The sequence below is a fragment of the Streptomyces sp. NBRC 110028 genome (genome assembly GCF_001417735.1).
In the GTDB taxonomy this organism is placed as follows: Bacteria; Actinomycetota; Actinomycetes; order Streptomycetales; family Streptomycetaceae; genus Streptomyces.
The window spans coordinates 124,766-149,534 of sequence record NZ_BBUZ01000034.1 but is presented as its reverse complement, the minus strand read 5'-3'; the positions used below and the strand labels follow the sequence as shown (position 1 = coordinate 149,534).

The following is a 24,769-nucleotide window of genomic DNA, read 5'->3' as shown; positions in this document are numbered from 1 at the left end:
GGCCCGGTACGGGATCCTGCCGTGGCATGAAGAGACCCGTGAACCGCCGTGCGCGCGCCTGGGCCTGGCCCCTCGTCATCGGTCTGATCTGTACCCTCACCTGGAGTTCACCGGCCGGGGCCGACGCACCCCGCGAAAAGGCCGGGGTCGGGGAGGCCGTCGACCGGATCCTCGCCGATCCGCTGCTGAGGGGCGGGGCGGCCGGGGTGGTGGTGGCCGATGCCGCGTCCGGCGACGTGCTGTACCAGCACCGGGCCGACGACCGGCTGATGCCCGCCTCCAGCACCAAGCTGTTCACCTCGGCCGCCGCCATGGGGCTGCTCGGGCCCGACCACACCTTCCGGACCGATGTGTCGGCCGACGGCACCCGGCACGGCCGGACGCTGCGCGGGGATCTGTACCTCCGGGGGACCGGCGATCCCACGATGCTCGCCGGGGACTACGACCGGCTGGCGAAGGGCGTCGCCGACGCGGGGATCACCCGGGTCACCGGGCGGCTGATCGCCGACGACACCCGGTTCGACGCGCAGCGCGCGGGCCGCTCCTGGGCCGCCGACGACGAGTCCTCGTACTACGCCGCGCAGATCTCCCCGCTCACCGTCGCCCCCGACACCGACTACGACGCGGGCAGCGTCATCGTCGAGGTCGCGCCCGGCGCGGCGGCGGGGGAGCGGCCGAAGGTGACGGTCACGCCCGGGACGCGGTACGTACGGATCGACAACCGGGCGACGACGGGGAGCGGCGGCGGCCTCACCGTCGAACGCGGCCACGGGACCAACACCATCACCGTCGGCGGCGCCATCGCCCCCGGTGCGCCGACCGCCAAGGAGTGGGTCAGCGTCTGGGAGCCCACCGGCTACGCGGCCGCCGTGTTCGCCGACGCGCTCGGGAAACACGGCGTACGGGTCGACGGGACCACCCGCCTCGGCAAGGCCACCCCGCCGGACGCCCGCCCGCTCGCCTCCCACCGCTCGATGCCGCTGAAGAAGCTGCTGATCCCGTTCATGAAGCTGTCGAACAACATCCACGCCGAGGTGCTCACCAAGGCCATCGGCTACGAGACGGCGGGGCGCGGAACCTGGGACGCCGGGCTGGCCGCCATCGCCGACTGGCTCAAGAAGCTGGGTGTGGACACCGGATCGGTCCGACAGGTGGACGGCTCGGGGCTGTCCCGGATGGACACCATCGCGGCCGGGCAGCTCACCGAGCTGCTGCTGGCGGTCCGTCACCAGCCCTGGTACGTGGACTGGTACGGCTCGCTGCCGGTGGCCTGCGCCCCGGACCGCCTCGTCGGCGGCACGCTGCGCTCGCGCATGTGCGGCACCCCGGCGGCGGGCAACGCGCGCGGCAAGACCGGCTCCCTGACCGGCGCCTCGGCGCTCTCCGGGTACGTCACCGACGCGGACGGCCGGGAGCTGGTCTACAGCATCGTGCTCAACAACTACCTCGCGCCGTCGGTGAAGAGCCTGGAGGACGCGATCGTGGTGACACTGGCGCGGTCCGGCGAGGGCCGCACCGAGGCGGTGCGGCCCCGGGCCGTACGCGGCGGAAGCACAGCGGGCCTGGAGTGCTCCTGGGTCAAGCCCCGGCGCTGCTGAGCTCCAGCGTGAGGGCGGCCGTCCCCGCCTCCGCGTCGGCGGACGGCCCGCCCACCACCTCCACCCGCCAGGGCGCCGGGGGCCTGCGGCAGACCCAGTCGGCCTCGGCGTGCAGGGTGTCCCCGTCCCGTACGACGGTGAACGCGACGGCCGTCGAGCCGTCCGGGGCCGGGACCCGCACGGTGACCCCGGTGCCGGGCAGGGCGGAGGGTTCGTACACCCGCAGCGTGACGCCGTCCGCCCAGTCCGCGTCCGGCCGGTCGTACGCGGCGCCGAACGGGATCACCGATCCCGGCCGGGCCAGCAGCGGCACGCTGAGGAAGCCGTGCCGCTCGTGCACCCAGCGCGGACCGCGCACGGTCCGGCCGCTCAGCACCTGGGTCCAGGTGCCCTCCGGGACGTAGTACGCGACCTCGCCCTCGTCGTCGAAGACCGGCGCGACCAGCAGATCCGCGCCGAGCATGTACTGCCGCTCCAGACCCGCGCACCCCGGGTCGTCCGGGAATTCGAGGACCATGGCGCGCATCACCGGCACTCCCTCGGCGTGCGCCCGGCGCGCGGCCTCGTACAGATACGGCATCAGCCGCAGCTTCAGCCGGGTGAAGAAGCGCAAGCACGCGACCGACTCCTCGTCGAAGTGCCACGGCACGCGGTACGAGGACGAGCCGTGCAGCCTGCTGTGCGAGGACAGCAGCCCGAAGGCGATCCACCGTTTGAAGAGCGCGGGGTCGGGGGTGCCCTCGAAGCCGCCGATGTCATGGCTCCAGAAGCCGAAGCCGGACAGCCCGAGGGAGAGCCCGCCGCGCAGCGATTCGGCCATCGCCTCGTACGTGGACTCGCAGTCGCCGCCCCAGTGCACCGGGTATTGCTGGCCGCCCGCGGTCGCGGAGCGCGCGAAGACGACGGCCTCCCGCGTCCCGCGCCGCTCGCGCAGCGCCTCGAAGACGGTGCGGTTGAAGAGGTGGGTGTAGTAGTTGTGCATCCGCTCGGGGTCGGAGCCGTCCGCGTACACCACGTCCAACGGCACGCGCTCGCCGAAGTCGGTCTTGAAGCAGTCCACGCCCATGTCGAGCAGCGCGGTCAGCTTCCCGGCGTACCAGGCCCGCGCGGCGGGGCTGGTGAAGTCGACCAGGGCCATGCCGGGCTGCCACAGGTCCCACTGCCACACCGAGCCGTCCGGCCGCTTCAGGAGATGACCGGCCGCCTTGCCCTCGGCGAAGAGCGGGGAGCGCTGCGCGATGTACGGGTTGATCCATACGCAGACGCGCAGGCCCCTCTCGTGCAGCCGCCGCAGCATGCCCGCGGGGTCGGGGAAGACGCGCGGGTCCCAGGTGAAGTCGCACCAGTGGTGCTCGCGCATCCAGAAGCAGTCGAAGTGGAAGACGGACAGCGGCAGGTCGCGTTCCGCCATTCCGGCCACGAAGCCGGTGACCGTCTCCTCGTCGTAGGAGGTGGTGAAGGAGGTGGACAGCCACAGCCCGAAGGACCAGGCGGGCGGCAGCGCGGGGCGGCCGGTGAGGGCGGTGTACTTCCCGAGGATCTCCTTCGGGGTGGGCCCGTGGATGACGTAGTACGTCAGCTCCTGGCACTCGGCGCTGAACTGGACGCGGGAGACCGCCTCCGAGCCGACCTCGAAGGACACCTTGCCGGGGTGGTCGACGAAGACGCCGTAGCCCGCGTCGGTGAGGTAGAAGGGGACGTTCTTGTAGGCCTGTTCGGTGGCGGTGCCGCCGTCGGCGTTCCAGATGTCGACGGTCTGGCCGTTCTTCACCAGCGGGCCGAAGCGCTCGCCGAGGCCGTAGGCGGAGGTGCCGACGCGTAAGTTCAGCCGCTCGCGCAGATAGTGCCGGCCGTCGGCGGTCTCCATGATGCCCATGTCCTTGGGCCCGCTGCCGGTGAGCGTGCGTCCCGCCGCCTCGAAGGCCACCCGCCAGGGGCCGGTGCGGGCGATGCGCACGGTGAGGGCGCCGGAGGTGAGCCGGGCCTCGTCCTCGTCGCAGGACACCTCCCCGTACGAGCCATCGGCCAGCGCGAACGACGGGCCCCGGTCGGCCCCGCCCGCGAAGTGGGTGAGCCGGAGCCCGATCACGTCGGGCATCGGCGCGGTGCAGTTCAGGGTGAGGACCGGGCCCTTGAGCAGGTCGCCGCGGCGGCGGACCGGATGGGTGGGGGCGTGCACGGTGAGGCTGCCGGGGCCGGTCTCCACGTCCAGGACCCCGGTCGGGTACCCGGCGGTGACACCCTCGCGCAGCAGCCAGTAGCCGTCGCTGAACTTCATGGGCGGCGCTCCTCGTCACTTGACCGCGCCCGCGGCGATGCCACGGGTCAGGGTCCGCTGGAAGATCAGGAAGAAGATGATCGCGGGGACCACGCCGAGCAGGGCGGCCGCGTTGGTCATGGTGGCGTCCATCAGCCGCTGGCCCTGGAGGACGCCGAGGGCGACCGACACCGTCTGGTTGTCGTTGGAGATCAGCATCACCAGCGGCAGCAGGAACTCGTTCCAGGTCCAGATGAAGAAGAACACCAGCAGCACCCCGATGGTCGGGCGGCTGACCGGCACCACCACCCGCCACAGCACCTGCCACTTGTTCGCGCCGTCGATCCGGGCCGCTTCGATGATCTCCCTGGGGAAGGCGCCGAGGACGGAGGAGAGCAGATACGTGCCGAACGCGGCCTGGATCACGATGAAGACGAGGATCACGCTCAGCCGGGTGTCGTACAGCCCCACCTCCTTCGACAGGTAGTAGACGGGGTAGACCAGCGCCTCCTGCGGCAGCATGTTCGCCAGCACGAAGAAGGCCAGCACCCAGGGGCGGCCCTTCACCCGGCCGATGCCGATGGCGTACGCGTTGAGCACGGACAGCACGGCGGCGCCGACCGCCACCGACCCCGAGATCAGTACGGAGTTGACCAGCTTCCGTCCGAAGTCGACCCGTTCCCAGAAGTCCTCGATCCCGTCCAGATAGAGCCCCTTCGGCAGGCTCAGCGGTCCGTTCGCGGAGTACTCGGCGGGCGACTTCACCGCGTTGAGGGCGACCACCAGGAACGGCAGCACCATCAAGGCGGCCGCCACGATCAGCGCCGCCAGCACCGGATATCGCTTCACGGTCCTCACCGCTCCTGGTCCTCCGCCCTCGTCTGGAGGCGCAGGGCGACCAGGGCCAGCGCCAGGATGATCACGGTGAGCACGGTCGAGACCGCGGAGCCGTAGCCGACCTGCGTCTTCTCGAAGAACGACTGGAAGGAGAAGTACGAGGGGACATTGGTCGCCCCGCCCGGACCGCCCTTGGTGAGCACGTACACCGCGCCGAACACCTTGAGCGCGGCGATCGTGCACCACAGCAGCACCACGGAGATCTCCGGGCGGATCTGCGGCAGCGTCACGTGCCAGAACCGCCGCCACCACGAGGCGCCGTCCAGCTCGGCCGCCTCGTACAGCGCCGGATCGACGCGCTGCAGCCCCGCCATGAACACCACCAGCGGAAAGCCCAGCTGGACCCAGACCATCACGCCCATCACGCTGTACAGCGCGAGGTCCGGGTCGCCCAGCCAGTCGTGGCGCAGCGAGCCGAGGCCCACCGCCTCCAGCACGTCGTTGAGGGCGCCGCTCTCGGGGGCCAGGATCCAGCTCCACACGATGCCCGCCACCGCGATCGGCAGCACCTGCGGCAGATAGAAGCAGGCGCGCAGCACGCTCGCGGTGCGGGCGCCGAAGTGCTTGCCGACGAAGTCGAACAGCGCGGCGGCCAGCACCAGGCCGAGCGCGGTCGGGATCGCGGCCATCGCCACCACCATGGCGAGGCTGTGCCGGAAGGACTCCCAGAAGGCGTCGTCGTCCAGCAGGTCCCGGTAGTTGTCCAGACCGGCCCACTCAGGGGTGCCGACGCCCTGCCAGTGGGTGAAGCTGATCCCGGTGTTCATCAGGAACGGCACGACGATGACGGCCAGGAAGGCCAGCGCGCCGGGGATCAGGAAGAGGGTGTACGGATACTCGCGCTGCCGGTTCATCCCTGCGGCGCGCCCGCCTCGTACGCCTTGGCCAGCGCGTCCAGATAGGCGCCGGGCCCGAAGTCGCCCGTCATCAGCTTCTGGGTCTCGGAGACGAGGGTGTCGTAGAAGCCGGGCACCGGCCAGTCCGGGTAGAAGGCGAGTCCGTCGCGGTCGGAGTAGGCGGTGAAGTCCTGGATCAGGCTCTTGGCCCTGGGGTCGGTGATCGCGGCCGGATCGGCGGCCACGGGCACGCCGCCCTTGTTGCCCAGGGTGTTCTGGATGCCCTTCTTCATCGTGATGTCGATGAAGTCGTAGGCGAGCCGCTTGTTCTTCGCACCCTTGGGGACGACCCACAGATTGCCGCCGGAGCCGAGCGTCAGCTTCGAACCGGGGAAGGGGAACGTGCCCCACTCGTCCTTGATCTCCGACGTGAAGCGGCCGAACCACCAGCTGCCGGAGAAGAACATCGGATACTTCCCCGCGATGAACGCCGCGCCCGCGTCCTCGGCCTTGGCGCCGCTCGAACTCTTCGCGATGTACCCCTTCTTCACCCAGTCGGCGAAGGTGGTGGCACCGTAGGTCCAGGCGGCGTCGTGGAAGTCGGGCTTGCCCTTGTACTGCTGGTACGCGTCCACCCACGAGCGGTCGGCCTTGGACAGGGCCAGCTGGTAGACGTACTGCTGGGCGGGGTATTCGGCGCCCGCGCCGGCGAGCGGGGTGACGCCCTCGTCCTTGAACGCCTTCAGCGCGTCCGTGAACTCCGCGAAGGTGGCCGGGACCTTCACCTTGTGCTTCTCGAAGAGGGTCTTGTTGAAGTAGACCATCGTGTACTCGGCGTAGTTCGGCACCCCGAACCACTTGCCGGAGCCCATCACGCCCCGCTCGTCGTACCGGCTGGTGGTGCGCACCCCGGGCTTCAGCGGCTTGTCCCAGCCGCGCTTGGCGACCTCCGGGGAGAGATCGGTGAGCAGCCCCTGCCTGGAGAGCAGCCCGGTGGTGGCGTTGCCCTTGTTGTACTCCATGAGGTCGGGCGCGCTGTCCGATCCCAGCACCATCGAGGCGGTCTTCTGGATCTGTTCGAAGCCCTTCTCCTCGAACTTCACCGTGACGCCCGGATGGCTCTTCTTGAACTCCTCGATCGCTTGGCTCCAGGCCGCGCCCATGGCGCCATTGGGCGCCTCGTAATGCCACAACGTGAGCGTCTTGCCGTCCCCGGCCTCGCCCCCACCGCCCCCGCACCCCGCCAGGACCAGGGCCCCCGCGAGCGCGGCCGCGACGACGGCCCCCGTTCGTGTCGTCCGTTTCCGTGCCGTCAACATCCACTGCCTCCGGGAGGGTTGGGGAGAATGTGCACGTGCAACGTTCGTCGAAGCGCTTCGATGGGCAGAGGTATAGGTGTGCGCGGAGAGGTATGTCAATGGCGTTGACAAAATGGTGGGGAAGCCCGTGATCCCGGCGGGCCCCGCGGCCTCACCGCACTCCGCCCCCGCGGGTGAGAGCAAGGTTTCGTGCCGGTCACCTGGCGCCACGGGCCGGTAATCCGCTGTGCCTAGCATCGGGCAGCGACACCGAGCACCGTGGAGGCGCGATGACTGCCCCGACCACCACCGCCGCCCGTAAGGGGGCCCGCTGGATCGAGGAATGGGATCCGGAGGACGAGACGTTCTGGCGGGAAAAGGGGGAACGAACAGCGACCCGGAACCTGATCTTCTCCATCCTCTCCGAGCACATCGGCTTCTCCATCTGGAGCCTGTGGTCGGTGATGGTGCTGTTCATGGGGCCGGAGTACGGGGTCGACCCGGCCGGGAAGTTCTTCCTGGTCGCCATGCCCACCCTGGTCGGCGGGGTGCTGCGGGTGCCGTACACCTTCGCCGTGGCCCGCTTCGGGGGCCGCAACTGGACGATCATCAGCGCCGCGATGCTGCTGGTGCCGTCGCTGGTGGCCGCCGTGGTGATGGAGCCCGGCACCTCGTACACCACGTTCCTGGTGGTCGCGGCGCTCACCGGGGTCGGCGGCGGGAACTTCGCGTCCTCCATGACCAACATCAACTCGTTCTACCCGCTGCGCAAGAAGGGCTGGGCGCTCGGGCTCAACGCGGGCGGCGGCAACATCGGCGTGCCGGTCATCCAGCTGATCGGCCTGCTCGTCATCGGCACGGCCGGGGCCTCCCACCCGCGGATCGTGCTCGCCGTCTACCTTCCGCTGATCGTGGTCGCGGGGGTGCTCGCGGCGCTCTTCATGGACAACCTGGCGCCGGTGAAGAACGACACCGGGGCGGCCAAGGAGGCGGCCAGGGACGCCCACACCTGGATCATGTCGGTGCTCTACATCGGCACCTTCGGCTCGTTCATCGGCTACAGCTTCGCCTTCGGGCTGGTGCTGCAGAACCAGTTCGACCGCACCCCGCTGCAGGCCGCCTCGCTCACCTTCATCGGCCCGCTGCTCGGCTCCCTCATCCGCCCCATCGGCGGGCGGCTGGCCGACGCTTACGGCGGCGCGCGGATCACGCTGTGGAACTTCGGCGGGATGGCCGCCGCGACGGTCGTGGTCGTCTACGCCTCCGCGCAGCGCTCGCTGCCCGTCTTCCTCACCGGCTTCATCGCCCTGTTCGTCCTCAGCGGGCTCGGCAACGGCTCCACGTTCAAGATGATCCCGGGCATCTTCCAGGCCAAGGCCGCGGCGCGCGGGCTCACCGGCGAGGAGGCCGCGGCCTACGGCCGGCGGCTGTCCGGCGCGGCGATGGGGCTCATCGGGGCGGTCGGCGCGCTCGGCGGCCTCGGCATCAACCTGGCCTTCCGGGAGTCGTTCGGCAGCGCCCACTCCGGCACCCCGGCCTTCGTCTCCTTCCTCGCCTTCTACGCCCTGTGCTCGGCGGTCACCTGGACCGTGTACCTTCGCCGCACCCCGGCGGCGGCCCGGCCCGCGGGGGCCGGTGCGCCGGAGGAGCGGGCGGCGCCGCAGCCCGCCTACGCGGACGTGTGAGCCATCCGTCGCGGAGGCGTACGGTCGTAGGGTGCCCGTGACCGTACGCCCCGTTACACCCGGGAAACGTGCCGGAACCGCGTCCGACACGGGACCACGCCAGGATGACGACTCATCCCAAGGCGCGCATACGACAGTGAACCGGGACGAGAGCCGAGAGCCAGAGCCACATGCAGCGAGACCATCACCAGGCGACGACCGTCGGACCCCTCGCGGGGTTCACCGTCGGCGTCACCGCCGCGCGCCGCGCCGATGAACTCGGCGCCCTGCTGCTGCGGCGCGGCGCGGCCGTCCTGCACGCGCCGGCGCTGCGGATCGTACCGCTGTCCGACGACTCCGAACTGCTCACCGCCACCAAGCGGTTGATCGACCACGCCCCCGACGTGGTGGTCGCCACCACCGCCATCGGCTTCCGCGGCTGGGTCGAGGCCGCCGACGGCTGGGGTATCGGCGACGCCCTGCTGAACCGGCTGCGCGACGTCGAACTGCTGGCCCGCGGGCCCAAGGTGCGCGGTGCCGTACGGGCCGCCGGGCTCACCGAGAAGTGGTTCCCCGCCTCCGAATCGATGGCCGAGGTGCTCGACCGGCTGCTGGAGGAGGGCGTCGACGGCCGCCGCATCGCCGTCCAGCTGCACGGCGAACCGCTGCCCGGCTTCGTCGAGTCGCTGCGCGCCGGGGGCGCGGAGGTGGTGGGCGTGCCGGTCTACCGGTGGATGCCACCGGAGGACATCGGCCCCGTCGACCGGCTGCTGGACGCCGCGGTCGCCCGCGCCGTGGACGCCATCACCTTCACCAGCGCCCCCGCCGCCGCGAGCCTGCTGGACCGGGCGGAGCGGCGCGGTATGCGCGAGGACCTGCTCAAGGCGCTGCGCCACGATGTGCTGCCCGCGTGCGTCGGGCCCGTGACCGCGCTGCCGCTGGAGGCCCAGGACGTCCCCACCAGCCAGCCCGAACGCTTCCGGCTCGGGCCGCTCGTGCAGTTGCTGACCGCCGAGCTGCCCGGGCGGGTGCGGCCGTTGCCGGTCGCCGGGCGGCGGCTGGAGATCCGCGGCCACGCGGTGATCGTGGACGGCGAGCTGCGCACCGTCCCGCCCGCCGGGATGGCCCTGCTCCGCGCCCTGGCCCGGCACCCGGGCTGGGTCGTGGCCCGCGCCGACCTGCTGAAGGTGCTGCCGGGGGCGGGCCGCGACGAGCACGCCGTGGAGACGGCGATGGCCCGCCTGCGCGCGGCCCTCGGATCGCCGAAGCTGATCCAGACGGTGGTCAAGCGGGGCTACCGGCTGGCACTGGACCCGGCGACCGACGCCAAGTACGCCGACGCGTAGCGGTACCAGGGGTTTTCGCTTCCGGGCACGGACCACCATCCAGCCCCTCCGGCGTTTCAGGAGCGGGGGTGGGGGCGGGGTGGGGGACACGGCGCGCGCCCGCACCGGCGGCGGGGTATCGGCCCGCGTCCCGGACGGGCACTCTGGAGGGAGCCCACCTGCCCCCGGAGGTGACAGGAACATGGCGGCGGACGCCTTCGCCCTGCGGTTCGACGCCGGGCGGATCTGCCTGGACCTGGTGGCCACCGTCGACGGGCGCCTCAGCGAGACCCCCGTCGAACGCCTCGACGGCGTCGAACCCCTCAGGGCGTGGCTCCTCGGCACCGGACTCATCCCGCACGGCACGGCCCGCGAAGTCCTCGACGCCGTCGACACCGCCTGGCTCACCCGCTTCCGGGCCGCCCGCGACCTCCTCCACCGCATCGTGCACATGGAGGTGGACGGCAGGGCGGCGGGTCCGGACCTGGAGCGGGTGAACGCGCTCGCCGCCACCGCCCCGCCCGCCGTACGGGCCGTACGCGCCACCGACGGCACCCTCGTCGCCCGGCTCGCGGCCGCCCCCGACTGCGGGGCGCTGCTGGCGCAGGTCGCCCGTGACGCCGTCGCGCTGCTCACCGACCCCGTCGCGCGCGGGCAGCTGCGGCGCTGCGAGGGGGAGAACTGCTCGCTGGTGTACCTGGACACCTCGCGGGGCCGGCGCCGCCGCTGGTGCTCCAGCGAGGTGTGCGGCAACCGGGAGCGCGTGGCACGCCATCGCCGCCGTTCAAACCCAAAGCAGAAGCAAAAAATGAACGAGTTTCAGACATGACGCAGGCCCCGGATGGGGGGACCGGGGCCTGCGGGGCGGTGTTTGGGGAGGGAGCCCTTTATGGTGGCCGACGCCCGCCCGGCGCCGGGTTCTCGGCCTCAAGTACGTGCGGTGGCCCGGCAAATGTTCACCGTGGAAGTGGGAGGAATGTCACAGGGTTGTGAATGAACTGCGGATCATTCCAGCCCGTACGCCCCTCGACCCAGCGGCTTGCGTACGCAAAGATGCCCTCGTGACCGAGAGGACGACACCGGACGACGCGCTGATGCGCGCGCTCTATGCGGAGCATGCGGGCCCGCTTCTCGCCTTCGTCCTGCGCCTGGTCGCAGGCGACCGGCACCGCGCCGAGGACGTGGTTCAGGAGACGCTTTTACGGGCGTGGCGCAATGCCGACCAGTTGCAGCGCGGCGGCGGTTCCGTACGCCCGTGGCTGGTGACCGTGGCTCGTCGCATCGTCATCGACGGCCACCGAAGCCGCCGTGCCCGCCCCCATGAGGTCGACGCGGCCCCCCTGCATGTCATGCCCGCAGCAGATGACATAGACCGGGCGCTGCGCCAAATGACCATTTCCGATGCCCTGAATGACCTGTCCGATGCGCACAGAGAGGCGCTCGTCGAGACATACTTCAAGGGACGGACGGTGAGTGAGGCTGCGGAAGTGCTGCGCGTGCCGCCCGGGACCGTACGATCCCGGGTTTACTACGCGCTGCGCTCCCTCAAGCTCTCACTTGAGGAACGGGGGGTCACGGCATGATGCCGACAGCGGACGACCAGCAGCACACCGCCGTCGGCGCCTATGCGCTCGGCGTCCTCGACGTGGCCGACGCGGCGCGTTTCGAGGAGCACCTGATCGGGTGTGAGCGGTGTGCGGCAGAGCTGGACGGGCTGATGGGCATCCCCCCGCTGCTGGCGGACTACGCGACCGACGCGGACGGCACGGCCGTCCCCGACCTCGCCGCCCTTGACCCCCGCCCCGGGCCCGAGCTGCTGGGCCGGCTGCTCGGCGAGGTGACGGCGAGCCGTCGTACGAAGGGCCGCAGGCGGCTCTTCCTCGTCGCCGCGGCGGGCATCCTGATCGTCGGCGGCCCGTTCGTGGGCGCGGCGCTCACCTCGGGGTCCGACGAGGGCGGTGGCGGCGCGAATCCCCCGGTCGCCGCGGCCAACCCGGCGCGGGCGGCCTACGACCAGGGCAAGAAGTACAGCTCGGTGGACCCCGCGACCAAGGTGAACGCCTCGGTCTCGCTCACCCCGAAGGGCTGGGGCACCGCCATCGCGTTCAAGCTGGGCAACGTCAAGGGGCCCAAGAGCTGCGATCTGATCGCCATCGGCAAGGACGGTCACGAGGAGACCGTCACGACGTGGGCCGTGCCCGGCGCGGGCTACGGGATCAAGGACGGCGACGGCTCCCGCTGGAACAAGGAGCCGCTGTACGCGCAGGGCGGCGCGGCGATGAACCAGAGCGACATCGCCCGCTTCGAGGTCCGCACCCTCGATGGCCAGCGGCTGGCCGAGGTCAATATCTGAGGCGCGCGTACGGGTGGGTGTACGGTTGACGGCTGCCCTATGTACACAGAAGGGGGCTTGGGTGGCCGCGCAGAACGCCACGCAGAACGCCACGCAGAACGTCACGCACGTCAGCCGGACGGCTCCGCCGCGCGACGGCGGGGACGGGGTCCGGGACCGTGAGATCCGGATCGAGCAGACCCATCTGGACCGCGTGTACCGCCGCTTGGAGGAGAAGATCCACGAGGCGGAGTTCCTCATGGACGACGCCGCCAAACGCGGACAGGTCGGCACGCCGGGCGCACTCGCCGAGCGTGACGCCCAGGTGTTCCGGGCCGGGGTGCACCTCAACCGGCTCAACAGCGAGTTCGAGGACTTCCTCTTCGGCCGCGTCGATCTGCTCCTCGGCAAGGACGGCGAGCGCGGCCCGGACGGGGCGTACACCTCCGTGGAACCCGCCGACGACGCCATCCGGCCGGGCGCGGACGGGGACCGCGCGGAGATCGCGGAGACCCTGCACATCGGCCGCATCGGGGTGCTGGACGCCGACTACTCGCCGCTGGTGATCGACTGGCGGGCCCCCGCCGCCGCCCCCTTCTACCGCTCCACCCCGGTCGCCCCCGGCCGGGTCGTGCGCCGCCGGGTGATCCGCAGCAAGGGCCGCCGGGTGCTCGGCGTCGAGGACGACCTGATGCGCCCCGAGCTGACCGCGACCCTCGGCGGCGAGGTGCTGCCGGTGGTCGGCGACGGCGCGCTGATGGCCGCGCTCGGCCAGGCCCGCGGCCACACCATGCGCGACATCGTCGCCTCCATCCAGGCCGAACAGGACCTGGTGATCCGCGCCCCCGCCGCCTCCGTCACCGAGGTCGAGGGCGGCCCCGGCACCGGCAAGACCGCGGTCGCGCTGCACCGCGCGGCGTACCTGCTCTACCAGGACCGCAGACGGTACGCGGGCGGCATCCTGGTCGTCAGCCCCACCCCGCTGCTCGTCGCGTACACCGAGGGCGTGCTGCCCTCGCTGGGCGAGGAGGGCCAGGTCGCGATCCGCGCGGTCGGTTCCCTGGTCGAGGGCGCCGCGGCCACCACGTACGACGAACCGGCCGTGGCCCGGATCAAGGGCTCCTCGCGGATGATGAAGGTGCTGCGCAAGGCGGCCCGCGGCGCCCTGGAGCTGCCGCCCGCGGCTCCGGCGCCCGCCGAGGGCGACGGCGGCGGCCAGCTGACCCTGGACGACGCGGCTGACGACACGCCGAGCAGAGGCCAGAGACCCGGCGGGCCGCCCGAGCGCCTGCGGGTCGTCGCCTTCGGCGCCCGCGTCGAGCTGGGCGCCGAGGAACTGCGCCGCATCCGGCAGAACGCGCTGGGCGGCACCGCGCCCGTCAACCTGCTGCGCCCGCGCGCCCGCCGGCTGCTGCTGGACGCGCTGTGGGCCCGTACGGGCGGCCCGCGCCGCTACACGGACCCCGAACTGGCCGCCGAGGCGCGCGAGGGCTTCGACGAGGACATCTCCGGCGAGGACGCGTTCACCGGCTTCCTGGACGCCTGGTGGCCCGAACTGACCCCGCGCTCGGTGCTCGCCGCGATGGCCGACGAGAAGCGGCTGAGCCGCTGGTCACGGCGGGTGCTCAACCCGCGCGAGGCCCGTCTGGTGGCCCGTTCGCTGGCCCGGCTGGGCCCGGACGGACAGGGCCCGCTGTCGGTGCACGACGTGGCGCTGCTGGACGAGCTGCACACCATCCTGGGCGCCCCGGCCCGCCCGGCGAAACCCCGCGAGGCCGATCCGCTGGACCAGCTCACCGGGCTGGAGGAGCTGACCACCTTCGCCGACCGCACCACGCCCCGGCGCGGCCGCGCGGACCGGGCGGAGCAGGAACGCACCGACTACGCGCACATCATCGTCGACGAGGCCCAGGACCTGACGCCCATGCAGTGGCGGATGGTGGGGCGGCGCGGCCGCCACGCCACCTGGACGGTCGTCGGCGATCCGGCCCAGTCCTCCTGGTCCGACCCGGACGAGGCGGCCGAGGCCCGCGACGAGGCGCTGGGCACCCGTCCGCGCCGCCGCTTCACCCTCACCGTCAACTACCGCAACCCGGCGGAGATCGCCGAGCTGGCCGCCAAGGTCCTGGCGCTCGCGATGCCCGGCACCCCCGCGCCCCGCGCGGTCCGCTCGACCGGCGCCGTACCGCGGTTCGCGCCGCTCCCGGCGCACGCGGACGGCGACCTGGGCGGCCACGTCCGCGACGAGGCGGCCCGGCTGCTGGAGGAGGTGGACGGCACGGTCGGCGTCGTCGTCGCCATGGGCCGCCGCGAACAGGCCCGCGGCTGGCTGGCCGGGCTCGGCGACCGGGTGGTGGCGCTGGGCAGCCTGGAGGCCAAGGGGCTGGAGTACGACGCGACGCTGGTGGTCTCGCCCGCCGAGATCGCCGACGAGTCACCGGCCGGGCTGCGGGTGCTGTACGTGGCGCTCACCCGGGCGACCCAGCGGCTGACGGTCGTCCCGGGCGAACGCGACGACCCGGACCGAAACGGCGTCCCGGACCTGCTGAGGGCCGATTGAGGGCCGATTGAGGGACGGAGTGAAATCGGCCCCGCCGACGGGGAATCGCTTCCGGGGATGGTTTGTTAGCCTTGCTGTGGCACCGGCTCGATCCAAGCCCCCGGGCCCAACCATCGTCGCTACGAGCGACCACTTGCCGCGAGGCGAGCATGGCGGGTCGGTGCCACCTACAACGTCATGGCGAAGAGGTCCGCGTTCTCAGCTGAGGACGCGGACCTCTTCGGCTTGCGGCCCCTTCCGGCCCTGCACGATCTGGAATTCGACCCGCTGGTCGTCGGCAAGGCTGCGGTAGCCGTTGCCGTTGATCGAGCTGTAGTGGACGAAGACGTCCGGCCCGCCGCCCTCCTGGGCGATGAAGCCGTAGCCCTTCTCGGCGTTGAACCATTTGACGGTGCCCTGAGCCATGCCCGCTGCTCCTTGTGTTCCTCGACGCCGGTGGACGTCGTTCGGCGCTGTGCGCGCCAGAGCCTAGGGGCCTGGGCTGCGGGAACGGCCCGCCTCGCCCGGCGTTCCCGCGAAGGAGTGGGGCTTTCCACTCGGCTGACCCCACCCCTGGTATGTCAGAACAATATGTCCGAAAGTCGGGCCGGGTTACCTCGTACCAGAAGGTAGGTGCAACCATCTGAGGATGTGGCCCGGCCATCTCGGGCCCGGCACACCTGGTTCAAGGGAAAGCAGAGGAAGACGGTCATGGCAACGGCGCCCAGCGTCTCGTACTCGATGACGGTCCGGCTGGAGGTCCCCGCGAGCGGTACCGCGGTGAGCCAGCTGACCACGGCCGTGGAGTCCTCCGGTGGCTCGGTCACAGGCCTGGATGTGACCGCTTCCGGCCACGAGAAGCTTCGTATCGACGTCACCATCGCGGCCAGCTCCACCGCGCACGCCGATGAGATCGTGGAGAAGCTGCGTGGTATCGAGGGCATCTCGCTGGGCAAGGTCTCCGACCGTACCTTCCTGATGCACCTCGGCGGCAAGATCGAGATGTCGTCCAAACACCCGATCCGCAACCGTGATGACCTGTCCATGGTCTACACCCCGGGCGTGGCGCGGGTGTGCCAGGCGATCGCGGACAACCCCGAGGACGCCCGCCGGCTGACGATCAAACGCAACAGCGTCGCGGTGGTCACCGACGGCTCGGCGGTGCTGGGCCTGGGCAACATCGGGCCCAAGGCCGCGCTGCCGGTGATGGAGGGCAAGGCGGCGCTGTTCAAGCGCTTCGCCGGGATCGACGCGTGGCCGATCTGCCTGGACACCCAGGACAGCGACGCCATCGTGGAGATCGTCAAGGCCATCGCGCCGGGCTTCGCCGGCATCAACCTGGAGGACATCTCCGCCCCCCGCTGCTTCGAGATCGAGGCGCGGCTGCGTGAGGCGCTGGACATCCCGGTCTTCCACGACGACCAGCACGGCACCGCCATCGTGGTGCTCGCCGCGCTGACCAACGCGCTGCGGGTGGTGGGCAAGAAGATCGAGGACGTGCGGGTGGTGATGTCCGGCGCGGGCGCGGCCGGCACCGCGATCCTGAAGCTGCTGACCGCCGCCGGGGTGCGGCACGCGGTCGTCGCCGACATCCACGGCGTGGTCCACTCCGGCCGCCAGGACCTGGTCTCCGCCGACCCCGACTCCCCGCTGCGGTGGATCGCGGACAACACCAACCCGGAGGGCGTCACGGGCACGCTGCGCGAGGCTGTGCGGGGCGCGGACGTCTTCATCGGTGTGTCGGCCCCGAACGTGCTCTCCGGTGAGGACGTGGCGGCGATGGCGGACGACGCGATCGTCTTCGCGCTGGCCAACCCGGATCCCGAGGTGGACCCGGCGGTCGCCCGCCAGACGGCGGCCGTGGTGGCCACCGGCCGCTCGGACTTCCCGAACCAGATCAACAACGTGCTGGTCTTCCCGGGTGTCTTCCGTGGCCTCCTGGACGCCCAGTCCCGTACGGTGAACACCGACATGATGCTGGCCGCGGCGGGTGCGCTCGCGGATGTCGTCCACGACGACGAACTGAATGCCAACTACATCATTCCGAGCGTCTTCAACGACAAGGTCGCGGGAGCGGTCGCCGGAGCCGTGCGTGAGGCGGCGAAGCCTGTGACCGGGACCACCGCGGTCTGAGCCGGGCACGGCGCGTCGCGGCCCTTGGGCTACCTGGGGCCGCCATAGGGTGGCGGGCAGGAAAACGACCGCCACGGCGCTTTTCGTGTGACTCTCCGGGGTTCCGGATTGGCTTTCCCGCCACAGGTGGGGGCAGGATGCGTTCCGGGCGCGAGGGTCTGAACAGCAGACCCGGGTCCGGGGACTGTCCGAGGGCCCTGGCAGCATCGGCTTCGATCTCACGCCTAATGGCAAGATGAACACGGGAGTACAACATGAACCGCAGTGAGCTGGTGGCCGCTCTGTCCGAGCGCGCCGAGGTGACCCGCAAGGACGCCGACGCCGTTCTGGCGGCCCTGGCCGAGGTGACCGGTGAGGTCGTCGCCAAGGGCGACGAGAAGGTCACCATCCCCGGCTTCCTGACCTTCGAGCGCACGCACCGTGCCGCTCGCACCGCGCGCAACCCGCAGACCGGTGAGCCGATCGAGATCCCGGCCGGCTACAGCGTGAAGGTCTCCGCGGGCTCCAAGCTGAAGGAAGCCGCCAAGGGCAAGTAAGACGCCTGGCGACACAAGGTAGGGCGGCCACCCGGTGCGGGTGGCCGCCCTACGCCGTCCTCCACGGCTCCTTGAAGCGCCTCAGACGCCCAGATGGGCCCTTCAGGGCCCATAACCCCCGCTCAGCCCCCACACGCCCCGTCTCCCCGCCCTCAGCGGGTGAGCGCCGGTGGCCGGGGTGCGGCGGCTACGCCGCCCGGTGTGCCGGGGTCCGGGGCGGTGCCCCGCCGCGCCCGCGCCTCGCCTCGGGGCGTGGGGCCGGGGCCGCGCGTCCCGAGCCCGCGACCTGCCTGCCCGCCCCTCCGGCCGCGCCGCAGCGGTCGAGCCGCCGCGGCGGTGGCGGGGGTGCGGCGCGGGGCTACGACGCCGGGGTCCGGGGCGGTGCCCCGGTTTCGGGAAGGGGCGGGGCGGGGGAAGAGCCCCCGCCCGCACGCCCCCGGTCTCCAGAAGGGGGACGGCGTTACACGGTGTCGGCGTCGCCCGGGAGCTCCACCTTGGCGCCCAGCTCGACCAGCTTGTGCATGAAGTTCTCGTAGCCCCGGTTGATCAGGTCGATGCCGTGGACCCGGGACGTGCCCTGCGCGGCGAGGGCCGCGATCAAGTACGAGAAGCCGCCGCGCAGGTCGGGGATGACCAGGTCGGAGCCCTGGAGCCGGGTCGGGCCCGACACGACCGCGGAGTGCAGGAAGTTCCGCTGGCCGAAGCGGCACGCCGAGCCGCCCAGGCACTCGCGGTAGAGCTGGATGTGCGCGCCCATCTGGTTCAGCGCGGAGGTGAAGCCCAGCCGGGACTCGTACACCGTCTCGTGGACGATGGACAGGCCCGAGGCCTGGGTCAGCGCCACCACCAGCGGCTGCTGCCAGTCGGTCTGGAAGCCGGGGTGGACGTCGGTCTCCAGGGCGATCGCGTTGAGCTTGCCGCCCGGGTGCCAGAACCGTATGCCCTCGTCGCCGATGTCGAAGGCGCCACCGACCTTGCGGAAGGTGTTCAGGAAGGTCATCATCTCGCGCTGGCGGGCGCCGCGTACGTAGACGCTGCCCTCGGTCGCCAGCGCCGCGCTCGCCCAGGAGGCGGCCTCCAGCCGGTCCGGGAGGGCGCGGTGGTTGTAGCCGCCGAGTTTGTCGACACCGGTGATCCGGATCGTCCGGTCGGTGTCCATGGAGATGATGGCGCCCATCTTCTGCAGCACGCAGATGAGGTCTTCGATCTCCGGTTCGACGGCCGCGTTGGAGAGTTCCGTCACACCCTCGGCGAGCACCGCCGTGAGCAGCACCTGCTCGGTGGAGCCCACCGACGGGTACGGCAGCCTGATCTTCGTACCCCGCAGCCGCTGCGGAGCCTCCAGGTACTGGCCGTCCTCGCGCTTCTCGATCGTCGCGCCGAACTGGCGCAGCACGTCGAAGTGGAAGTCGATCGGCCGGCCGCCGATGTCGCAGCCGCCCAGGCCCGGGATGAAGGCGTGGCCGAGGCGGTGCAGCAGCGGACCGCAGAAGAGGATCGGGATGCGCGAAGAGCCGGCGTGCGCGTCGATGTCGGCGACATTGGCGCTCTCCACATGGGTGGGGTCGAGCACCAGCTCACCGGACTCGTCGCCGGGGCGCACCGTCACACCGTGCAGCTGCAGCAGCCCGCGCACCACCCGCACATCGCGGATGTCGGGGACGTTGCGCAGTCGGCTCGGCGCACTGCCGAGCAGGGCGGCGACCATGGCCTTCGGCACGAGGTTCTTCGCGCCGCGGACATTGATCTCGCCCTCCAGCGGGGTGCCGCCATGGACGAGCAGGACATCGTTCGAGCGGGTCATCTGGTCTCGCGTTCCTGAGACGGGCAAGGGGCCAAAAGGCAAGACTAAACGCCTTCGAGGCCGCCCCCGTAAGGCTGTTGCACCCTCGAAATGGATCGGTATGCGTCGCGCCACACTCCGTTCCGTCCCGGAAACCGACCGTCACGTGCGCCGCTCCTGCTGTCGTACGCCCCGACCTGCTCTCATACGGGTCTCGTCTTCCACTCCCCGTCCGGACCGGATATGCGGGATCATGTGGCCATGACCGAGGTGTCCTCCCTCACAGGACGGCTGCTTGTCGCGACACCGGCGCTTGCTGACCCGAATTTCGACCGCGCGGTGGTGCTGCTCCTCGACCACGACGAGGAGGGCTCCCTCGGCGTGGTCCTGAACCGGCCGACCCCCGTGGGCGTCGGGGACATCCTGGAGTCCTGGGCCGAGCTGGCCGGTGAACCGGGCGTGGTCTTCCAGGGCGGCCCGGTGTCGCTGGACTCGGCGCTGGGCGTGGCCGTGGTGCCGGGGGAGGCGGGCCGGTCCCCGGCGCGCGGCGAGGACGCCGGGCCACTCGGCTGGCGCAGGGTGCACGGGGCGATCGGCCTGGTGGACCTGGAGGCGCCGCCGGAGCTGCTGGCGGCCGCCGTGGGATCGTTGCGGATCTTCGCGGGGTACGCGGGATGGGGCCCGGGACAGCTGGAGGACGAGCTGTCCGAGGGCGCGTGGTACGTGGTGGAGTCGGAGCCGGGGGACGTGTCGTCGCCCTCCCCGGAGCGGCTGTGGCGGGCGGTGCTGCGCCGTCAGCGCAGCGAGCTGGCGATGGTCGCGACGTACCCGGACGATCCCTCGCTCAACTAGTGGCCCCCGGCCGGCCGGCGGGAACCGCGCCGGTTCGGCCCAGTCCAGCACCCGCCTGCGGGCGACCGCCGTGAGCCCGTCCGCCGCCGGTGGCGGCCTCGAAGGCGCTGGTGAGCGCGGCGCAGCGGCCGGGCAGCCCGCCCTCGCCGCCGTACCGTCGCTCGCCGTGGCGGCGCTGGTGGTCCGGGGCGCCGCGGGCTGGGCGCTCCAGGTTCCGCGGCAGCACCGGCTGCCGGCTCGTGAGGAGGAGCGCGGCACCGTCGCGCCGGCCCTGAACAACCCGGCGCTGTACCTGGGCGGCGGCCGGGGCCGCGGCCCTCGGTCCGGCCAGGCATCTGTGGGCTGTGCGGGACCGGCGGAACGGCCGGGGCGTGCGCCCGCCGGGCGTCGCGGGCATGAGTACCCTAGGGCTGTATGAGCACTCTTGAGCCCGAGCGCGGGGCAGGCACGGGGACCCTCGTTGAGCCGACACCTCAGGTGTCGCACGGTGACGGCGACCACGAGCGCTACGCCCACTATGTACAGAAGGAAAAGATCATGGAGAGCGCGCTCTCCGGATCTCCCGTGGTCGCACTGTGCGGCAAGGTCTGGGTTCCGGGCCGTGACCCGAAGAAGTACCCGGTGTGTCCCATGTGCAAGGAGATCTTCGAGGGCATGGGCGCCGGCGGCGACAAGGGCAAGGACGGCAAGGGCGGCGACGGCAAGAAGTAGCCTCCCCGCCCGCGCCGGAGCTTCGCGTAGACGGCACGTCCGACCCGCGGCCCGAGATGGGGCCGCGGGTCGGACGTGCCGTGCTGTCCGGCCCCGTGTCGCACGGCGGGTGATCCCAGTAGGGTCGGCCCATGAGCGGGCGTACGGAGAACGGGTTACGGGACGCGGCCGGGAACGGCGTGGCGGACGCGGTGGACGCGGTGGGCGCGGCGGCGAACGACGGGGCGCCGCGGGCGGTGTATCTGGTGTTCGGCGCGCGTGAGGTCGACGAGCCGGACGCGGAAGGCGCCGGACTCTACTGCCAGTTCGAGAAGGACTGGGACGCCCAGCTGGAGCGGTGCGGGCGGCTCGCCGAGGAGCGCGGCTACCGGCCCGCGGGCAGCTGTGTGGTGTCGGCCGCGCAGCCGGGTCTGCCGCGGCTGCTGGAGTGGGCGGGCGACCCCGGCTGTGAGATCGTCCTCGCCCCGAGTGCCCGCATTCTGGGACGGATCGAGAAGACCTGGCCGGACTGGGGTCAGGTGGTGGAGCGGCTGGCGGCGGCGGGCGCCCGGGTGGAGGCCGTGCCGTATCCCGAGCCCGCCTACCCGGGCGAGAAGCTGACGCACTCGTAGCCGACGGGCTTCCCGGCGCTTTCCCGGCGCGCGGCTTCCCGGGGCCCGGTTCATCCGGCCCCGCCTTCCCCGGCACAAGATTGGTCGAGACCTCTTGTCCGGATCCGGAACGTTCCCTAGCCTGCCGCATATTGTGCTGTGCGAAACATGCGTTGCATGATATGCAACGCCCTCCCCAAGGGTGCGTTTCCATGAAGCTCTCCAGACCCCTCTCCCTCTCGCGTCGCCTCGCCGCCCCCACCGTGGCGCTCATCCTCGCCGGGCTCACCGTCACCGCCTGTGCCCCCTCCACCTCCGACAACAGCGCCAAGGAAGACGACAAGAGCGGCAAACTGCGCGTCTGGCTCTTCCAGGAGGTCGACAACAAGCCGAAGCAACGCGTGGTCGACGGCGTCGTGTCCGCCTTCGAGAAGAAGCACGACGGGGTCAAGGTCGACGTCACCTACATCCCCATCGACACCCGCGCGCAGAAGATCAAGGCGGCCTTCAACGACCCCAAGAGCGCCCCCGACATCATCGAGTACGGGAACACCGACACGGCGGGCTACGTGGAGGACGGCGGACTCGCCGACATCGGCAAGGAGTTCGGCGCCTGGGACGAGTCGTCGAACACCGACTCCACCGCCAAGAACTCGGTGACGGTCGGCGGCAAGGTGTACGGCGTGCCGCTGTTCGTCGGCGTACGGGCGCTGTACTACCGCACCGACGTCTTCAAGGACCTCGGCCTGAAGCCGCCCACCAGCCAGAAGGAACTCATCGCGACCGCGAAGGAGATCCGCCAGCGGCGGCCCGGTCTCTACGGCATATCGGTCGGCGGCGCCTACACCTACGGCGCGCTGCCCTTCATCTGGGCCAACGGCGGCGAGCTGGCCACCGAGAAGGGTTCGTTCGGCTCCAACGAGTACGAGGCGGCCATTGACAGCGCCGCCGCCAGGAAGGGCATCAAGAGCTACACCTCGCTCATCACCGACGGCAACTGCCCGCCCGCCAAGTGCGCCCAGTGGGGCGGTAACGACAGCGTCGCCGCCTTCGCCGCGGGCAAGGCGGGCATGACGATCGGCGGCGACTTCAACCACCAGGCGATCGAGGCGGGATCGGTGAAGGGCAAGTACGCGGTCGTGCCGCTGCCCGGTGTCAAGGAGGGCAGCATCGCCCCGGCGTTCGCCGGCGGGAACAACCTGGGCGTGCTCAAGAGCAGCACCCACCGCTCGCTCTCCATCGACCTGCTGGAGCAGCTGGCCGGGAAGAAGACCCAGACCAAGCTGTACGACGCCATGGGCTTCCTGCCCACCTTCACCGATGTGCGCGGGGACATCGCGCGCAAGGACCCGTTCGTCAAGCCCTTCGTGAAGACGCTGGACACCAGCTCCACGTTCGTGCCCGCATCGCCCGGCTGGTCGGCCATCGACTCCCAGCTCGTGCTGCCCACCATGTTCCAGCAGATCATCAGCGGCCGTAAGAGCGTGGACGCCGCGTCCGCCGACGCGGCGAAGAAGATGGACGAGGCATTCGGCAAGTGACCTCGGGGACCATCACCCAGCACGCCGGGCCGGAACCGGCCCGGACACAGCCGCCCCGGCGCACCGCGCGCGGTGCCCGGCGGCGGGCCGGGCGGGGGAGCCGGACGCCCTGGCTCTACCTCGCCCCGGCCCTCGTCGTCCTCGGCGGGCTGCTGATCTATCCCATCTACCAGCTCGGGCTCATCTCGTTCCTGGAGTACACCCAGGCCCAGGTGAGCGGCGGACAGCCGACCAGCTTCCAGGGGTTCGCCAACTACGCGGAGCTGTTCCGCGACGGCGAGTTCTGGAGCGTCACCCTCGCCACCGTCGTCTTCGCCGCCGTCTGCGTCGTCTCCACCCTCGCCGTGGGCTGCGCGCTCGCGGTGCTGCTCACCCGGGTCCGGGCGATCCCTCGGCTGGCGCTGATGCTGGCCGCGCTCGGCGCCTGGGCCACCCCGGCGGTCACCGGCTCCACGGTCTGGCTGTTCCTGTTCGACCCCGACTACGGCCCCGTCGACCGGGTCCTGACGTGGTTCGGGCTCTCCGGCTTCCAGGACTACTCCTGGACGTACGAGCGCTACAGCGCTTTCGCCCTGGTGCTGTTCGAGATCGTGTGGTGTTCGTTCCCGTTCGTGATGGTCACCGTGTACGCGGGCATCAAGGCCATTCCGGGGGAGGTGCTGGAGGCCGCCGCCCTCGACGGCGCCTCCGCCTGGCGGACCTGGCGCGGGATCATGGCCCCGATGCTGCGACCGATCCTCGTCGTGGTGACGATCCAGTCCATCATCTGGGACTTCAAGGTCTTCACCCAGATCTACGTCATGACGAACGGCGGCGGCACCGCGGGCCAGAACATGGTGCTCAACGTCTACGCCTACCAGGAGGCGTTCGCCTCTTCCGAATACGGGCTGGGCTCGGCGATCGGCGTGGTGATGCTGCTCATCCTGCTCGCCGTCACCCTGGTCTATCTGCGGCTGCTGCGACGGCAGGGAGAAGAACTGTGACCCACCCCAGGGCCGCCACCGGCGCCGCCGCGCCGCGCCGCGCACCGCTCATCCGCCGCCCCTGGCGGCTCGCGGCCGAGGTCACCACCCTGGCCGTCGCCGTCGTCGTCGCCTTCCCGCTCTACTGGATGGTGCTCTCGGCGTTCAAACCGGCCGGGGAGATCCGCTCCGCCCACCCCCGGCCGTGGACCTCCGCACCCTCGCTGGACTCCTTCCGGCGCGTCTTCGAACAGCACGACTTCGGCCGCTACTTCCTCAACAGCCTGCTGGTCGCCGGGGCGGTGGTGGTCGCCTCGGGCCTGATCGCCTTCCTCGCCGCGACCGCCGTCACCCGCTTCCGCTTCAGGTTCCGCACCACGCTGCTGGTGATGTTCCTGGTCGCTCAGATGGTGCCCATCGAGGCGCTGACCATCCCGATGTTCTTCCTGATGCGGGATCTGGGCGACGCCGTGCCCGGCGTCGGGCTCAACACCCTGGGCTCGCTGATCCTTCCGCACATCGCCTTCTCGCTGCCGTTCGCCATCTGGATGCTGCGCGGCTTCGTGAAGGCCGTCCCCGAATCCCTGGAGGAGGCGGCCTGTCTGGACGGCGCGAGCCGCTCCCGCTTCCTGTGGCAGATCCTGTTCCCACTGGTCCTCCCCGGGCTCGTCGCCACCAGCGTCTTCTCCTTCATCTCCGCCTGGAACGACTTCCTGTTCGCCAAGTCGTTCATCATCAGCGCGACCGAGAACTCCACCCTCCCGATGGCGCTCCTGGTCTTCTTCAAGGACGAGGGCAACGACTGGGGCGGCATCATGGCGGCGTCGACCATCATGACCATCCCCGTGCTGATCTTCTTCGTACTCGTACAGCGCCGCCTGGTCTCCGGCCTCGGCGGAGCGGTAAAGGACTGAC

Annotated in this window: 22 protein-coding genes; 16 read left to right on the top strand and 6 right to left on the bottom strand. The window is 71.2% G+C overall.

Going from position 1 to position 24,769, the window contains the following annotated elements; translation table 11 throughout:
* Positions 1-26: 26 nt before the first annotated feature.
* Positions 27-1,598 (top strand): D-alanyl-D-alanine carboxypeptidase/D-alanyl-D-alanine-endopeptidase, encoded by a 1,572-nt coding sequence (gene dacB, locus ASC60_RS27265; protein WP_055555433.1) that lies wholly within the window; start codon positions 27-29, stop codon positions 1,596-1,598.
* On the opposite strand, the gene yicI is transcribed toward dacB, so the two are convergent.
* The 4 genes from yicI to ASC60_RS27245 are packed head-to-tail and all read right to left on the bottom strand — an operon-like array spanning position 1,579 to position 6,907.
* The gene (yicI, locus tag ASC60_RS27260; RefSeq protein WP_055555431.1) at positions 1,579-3,876 is read right to left on the bottom strand and encodes an alpha-xylosidase; all 2,298 of its coding nucleotides are present in this window, start codon (positions 3,874-3,876) and stop codon (positions 1,579-1,581) included. The two genes, dacB and yicI, sit on opposite strands and share 20 nt — an antisense overlap.
* Before the next feature lie 15 nt (positions 3,877-3,891).
* The gene (locus ASC60_RS27255) at positions 3,892-4,656 is read right to left on the bottom strand and encodes a carbohydrate ABC transporter permease (RefSeq protein WP_055555533.1); all 765 of its coding nucleotides are present in this window, start codon (positions 4,654-4,656) and stop codon (positions 3,892-3,894) included.
* A 53-nt stretch (positions 4,657-4,709) separates the two neighbouring features.
* Complete coding sequence (locus ASC60_RS27250) at positions 4,710-5,606, bottom strand: carbohydrate ABC transporter permease (RefSeq protein ID WP_055555429.1); 897 nt, start codon at positions 5,604-5,606, stop codon at positions 4,710-4,712.
* Complete coding sequence (locus ASC60_RS27245) at positions 5,603-6,907, bottom strand: extracellular solute-binding protein (protein WP_055555428.1); 1,305 nt, start codon at positions 6,905-6,907, stop codon at positions 5,603-5,605. Before ASC60_RS27245 ends, ASC60_RS27250 begins: the two co-directional genes overlap by 4 nt.
* A 269-nt stretch (positions 6,908-7,176) precedes the next feature.
* Here ASC60_RS27245 and ASC60_RS27240 point away from each other — a divergent pair, with 269 nt between their 5' ends.
* The 6 genes from ASC60_RS27240 (at position 7,177) to ASC60_RS27215 (ending at position 14,767) form a co-directional block, all read left to right on the top strand.
* The gene (locus tag ASC60_RS27240; protein WP_055555426.1) at positions 7,177-8,571 is read left to right on the top strand and encodes a NarK/NasA family nitrate transporter; all 1,395 of its coding nucleotides are present in this window, start codon (positions 7,177-7,179) and stop codon (positions 8,569-8,571) included.
* 170 nt (positions 8,572-8,741) lie between these two features.
* The gene (locus ASC60_RS27235) at positions 8,742-9,896 is read left to right on the top strand and encodes a uroporphyrinogen-III synthase (protein WP_055555424.1); all 1,155 of its coding nucleotides are present in this window, start codon (positions 8,742-8,744) and stop codon (positions 9,894-9,896) included.
* A gap of 181 nt (positions 9,897-10,077) precedes the next feature.
* The gene (locus tag ASC60_RS27230) at positions 10,078-10,704 is read left to right on the top strand and encodes an ABATE domain-containing protein (protein ID WP_055555422.1); all 627 of its coding nucleotides are present in this window, start codon (positions 10,078-10,080) and stop codon (positions 10,702-10,704) included.
* 265 nt (positions 10,705-10,969) lie between these two features.
* Positions 10,970-11,458: a sigma-70 family RNA polymerase sigma factor gene (locus ASC60_RS27225; protein WP_234357173.1), complete on the top strand. Its 489-nt coding sequence runs from the start codon at positions 10,970-10,972 to the stop codon at positions 11,456-11,458.
* Entirely contained in the window at positions 11,455-12,228 is a 774-nt protein-coding gene (locus tag ASC60_RS27220; protein WP_055555418.1) for an anti-sigma factor, read from the top strand. The genes ASC60_RS27225 and ASC60_RS27220 overlap by 4 nt, the downstream gene beginning before the upstream one ends.
* 61 nt (positions 12,229-12,289) lie before the next feature.
* Positions 12,290-14,767, top strand: a complete 2,478-nt coding sequence (locus ASC60_RS27215; protein ID WP_199831067.1) for a UvrD-helicase domain-containing protein — start codon at positions 12,290-12,292, stop codon at positions 14,765-14,767.
* 198 nt (positions 14,768-14,965) lie between these two features.
* Here the strand turns inward: ASC60_RS27215 and ASC60_RS27210 are convergent, their stop codons facing one another.
* The gene (locus ASC60_RS27210) at positions 14,966-15,172 is read right to left on the bottom strand and encodes a cold-shock protein (protein WP_055555416.1); all 207 of its coding nucleotides are present in this window, start codon (positions 15,170-15,172) and stop codon (positions 14,966-14,968) included.
* A gap of 285 nt (positions 15,173-15,457) precedes the next feature.
* Here ASC60_RS27210 and ASC60_RS27205 point away from each other — a divergent pair, with 285 nt between their 5' ends.
* Both ASC60_RS27205 and ASC60_RS27200 read left to right on the top strand, forming a co-directional pair.
* A complete protein-coding gene (locus ASC60_RS27205) occupies positions 15,458-16,879 on the top strand; it encodes an NAD-dependent malic enzyme (protein WP_055555414.1) in 1,422 nt (473 codons plus the stop codon).
* A 254-nt stretch (positions 16,880-17,133) separates the two neighbouring features.
* Positions 17,134-17,415: an HU family DNA-binding protein gene (locus ASC60_RS27200; protein WP_009717479.1), complete on the top strand. Its 282-nt coding sequence runs from the start codon at positions 17,134-17,136 to the stop codon at positions 17,413-17,415.
* 460 nt (positions 17,416-17,875) lie between these two features.
* Here ASC60_RS27200 and murA read toward each other — a convergent pair whose 3' ends face one another.
* Complete coding sequence (murA, locus tag ASC60_RS27195) at positions 17,876-19,219, bottom strand: UDP-N-acetylglucosamine 1-carboxyvinyltransferase (protein WP_055555412.1); 1,344 nt, start codon at positions 19,217-19,219, stop codon at positions 17,876-17,878.
* Between the two features lie 240 nt (positions 19,220-19,459).
* On the opposite strand from murA, the gene ASC60_RS27190 reads away from it, so the two are divergent.
* From ASC60_RS27190 to ASC60_RS27165, 7 genes are all read left to right on the top strand, one after another.
* Positions 19,460-20,050: a YqgE/AlgH family protein gene (locus tag ASC60_RS27190; RefSeq protein WP_055555530.1), complete on the top strand. Its 591-nt coding sequence runs from the start codon at positions 19,460-19,462 to the stop codon at positions 20,048-20,050.
* Between the two features lie 70 nt (positions 20,051-20,120).
* The gene (locus tag ASC60_RS39900) at positions 20,121-20,468 is read left to right on the top strand and encodes a hypothetical protein (protein WP_199831066.1); all 348 of its coding nucleotides are present in this window, start codon (positions 20,121-20,123) and stop codon (positions 20,466-20,468) included.
* Positions 20,465-20,761 (top strand): DUF3039 domain-containing protein, encoded by a 297-nt coding sequence (locus tag ASC60_RS27185; RefSeq protein ID WP_079038663.1) that lies wholly within the window; start codon positions 20,465-20,467, stop codon positions 20,759-20,761. Before ASC60_RS39900 ends, ASC60_RS27185 begins: the two co-directional genes overlap by 4 nt.
* Before the next feature lie 131 nt (positions 20,762-20,892).
* Entirely contained in the window at positions 20,893-21,372 is a 480-nt protein-coding gene (locus ASC60_RS27180; protein ID WP_055555408.1) for a hypothetical protein, read from the top strand.
* A gap of 191 nt (positions 21,373-21,563) precedes the next feature.
* Positions 21,564-22,892 carry an extracellular solute-binding protein gene (locus ASC60_RS27175; protein ID WP_055555406.1) on the top strand — a complete coding sequence of 443 codons (1,329 nt, stop codon included), beginning with the start codon at positions 21,564-21,566 and terminating at the stop codon, positions 22,890-22,892.
* A complete protein-coding gene (locus ASC60_RS27170) occupies positions 22,889-23,875 on the top strand; it encodes a carbohydrate ABC transporter permease (RefSeq protein ID WP_079038662.1) in 987 nt (328 codons plus the stop codon). Before ASC60_RS27175 ends, ASC60_RS27170 begins: the two co-directional genes overlap by 4 nt.
* Positions 23,872-24,768: a carbohydrate ABC transporter permease gene (locus tag ASC60_RS27165; RefSeq protein WP_055555404.1), complete on the top strand. Its 897-nt coding sequence runs from the start codon at positions 23,872-23,874 to the stop codon at positions 24,766-24,768. Before ASC60_RS27170 ends, ASC60_RS27165 begins: the two co-directional genes overlap by 4 nt.
* Position 24,769: the final 1 nt, after the last annotated feature.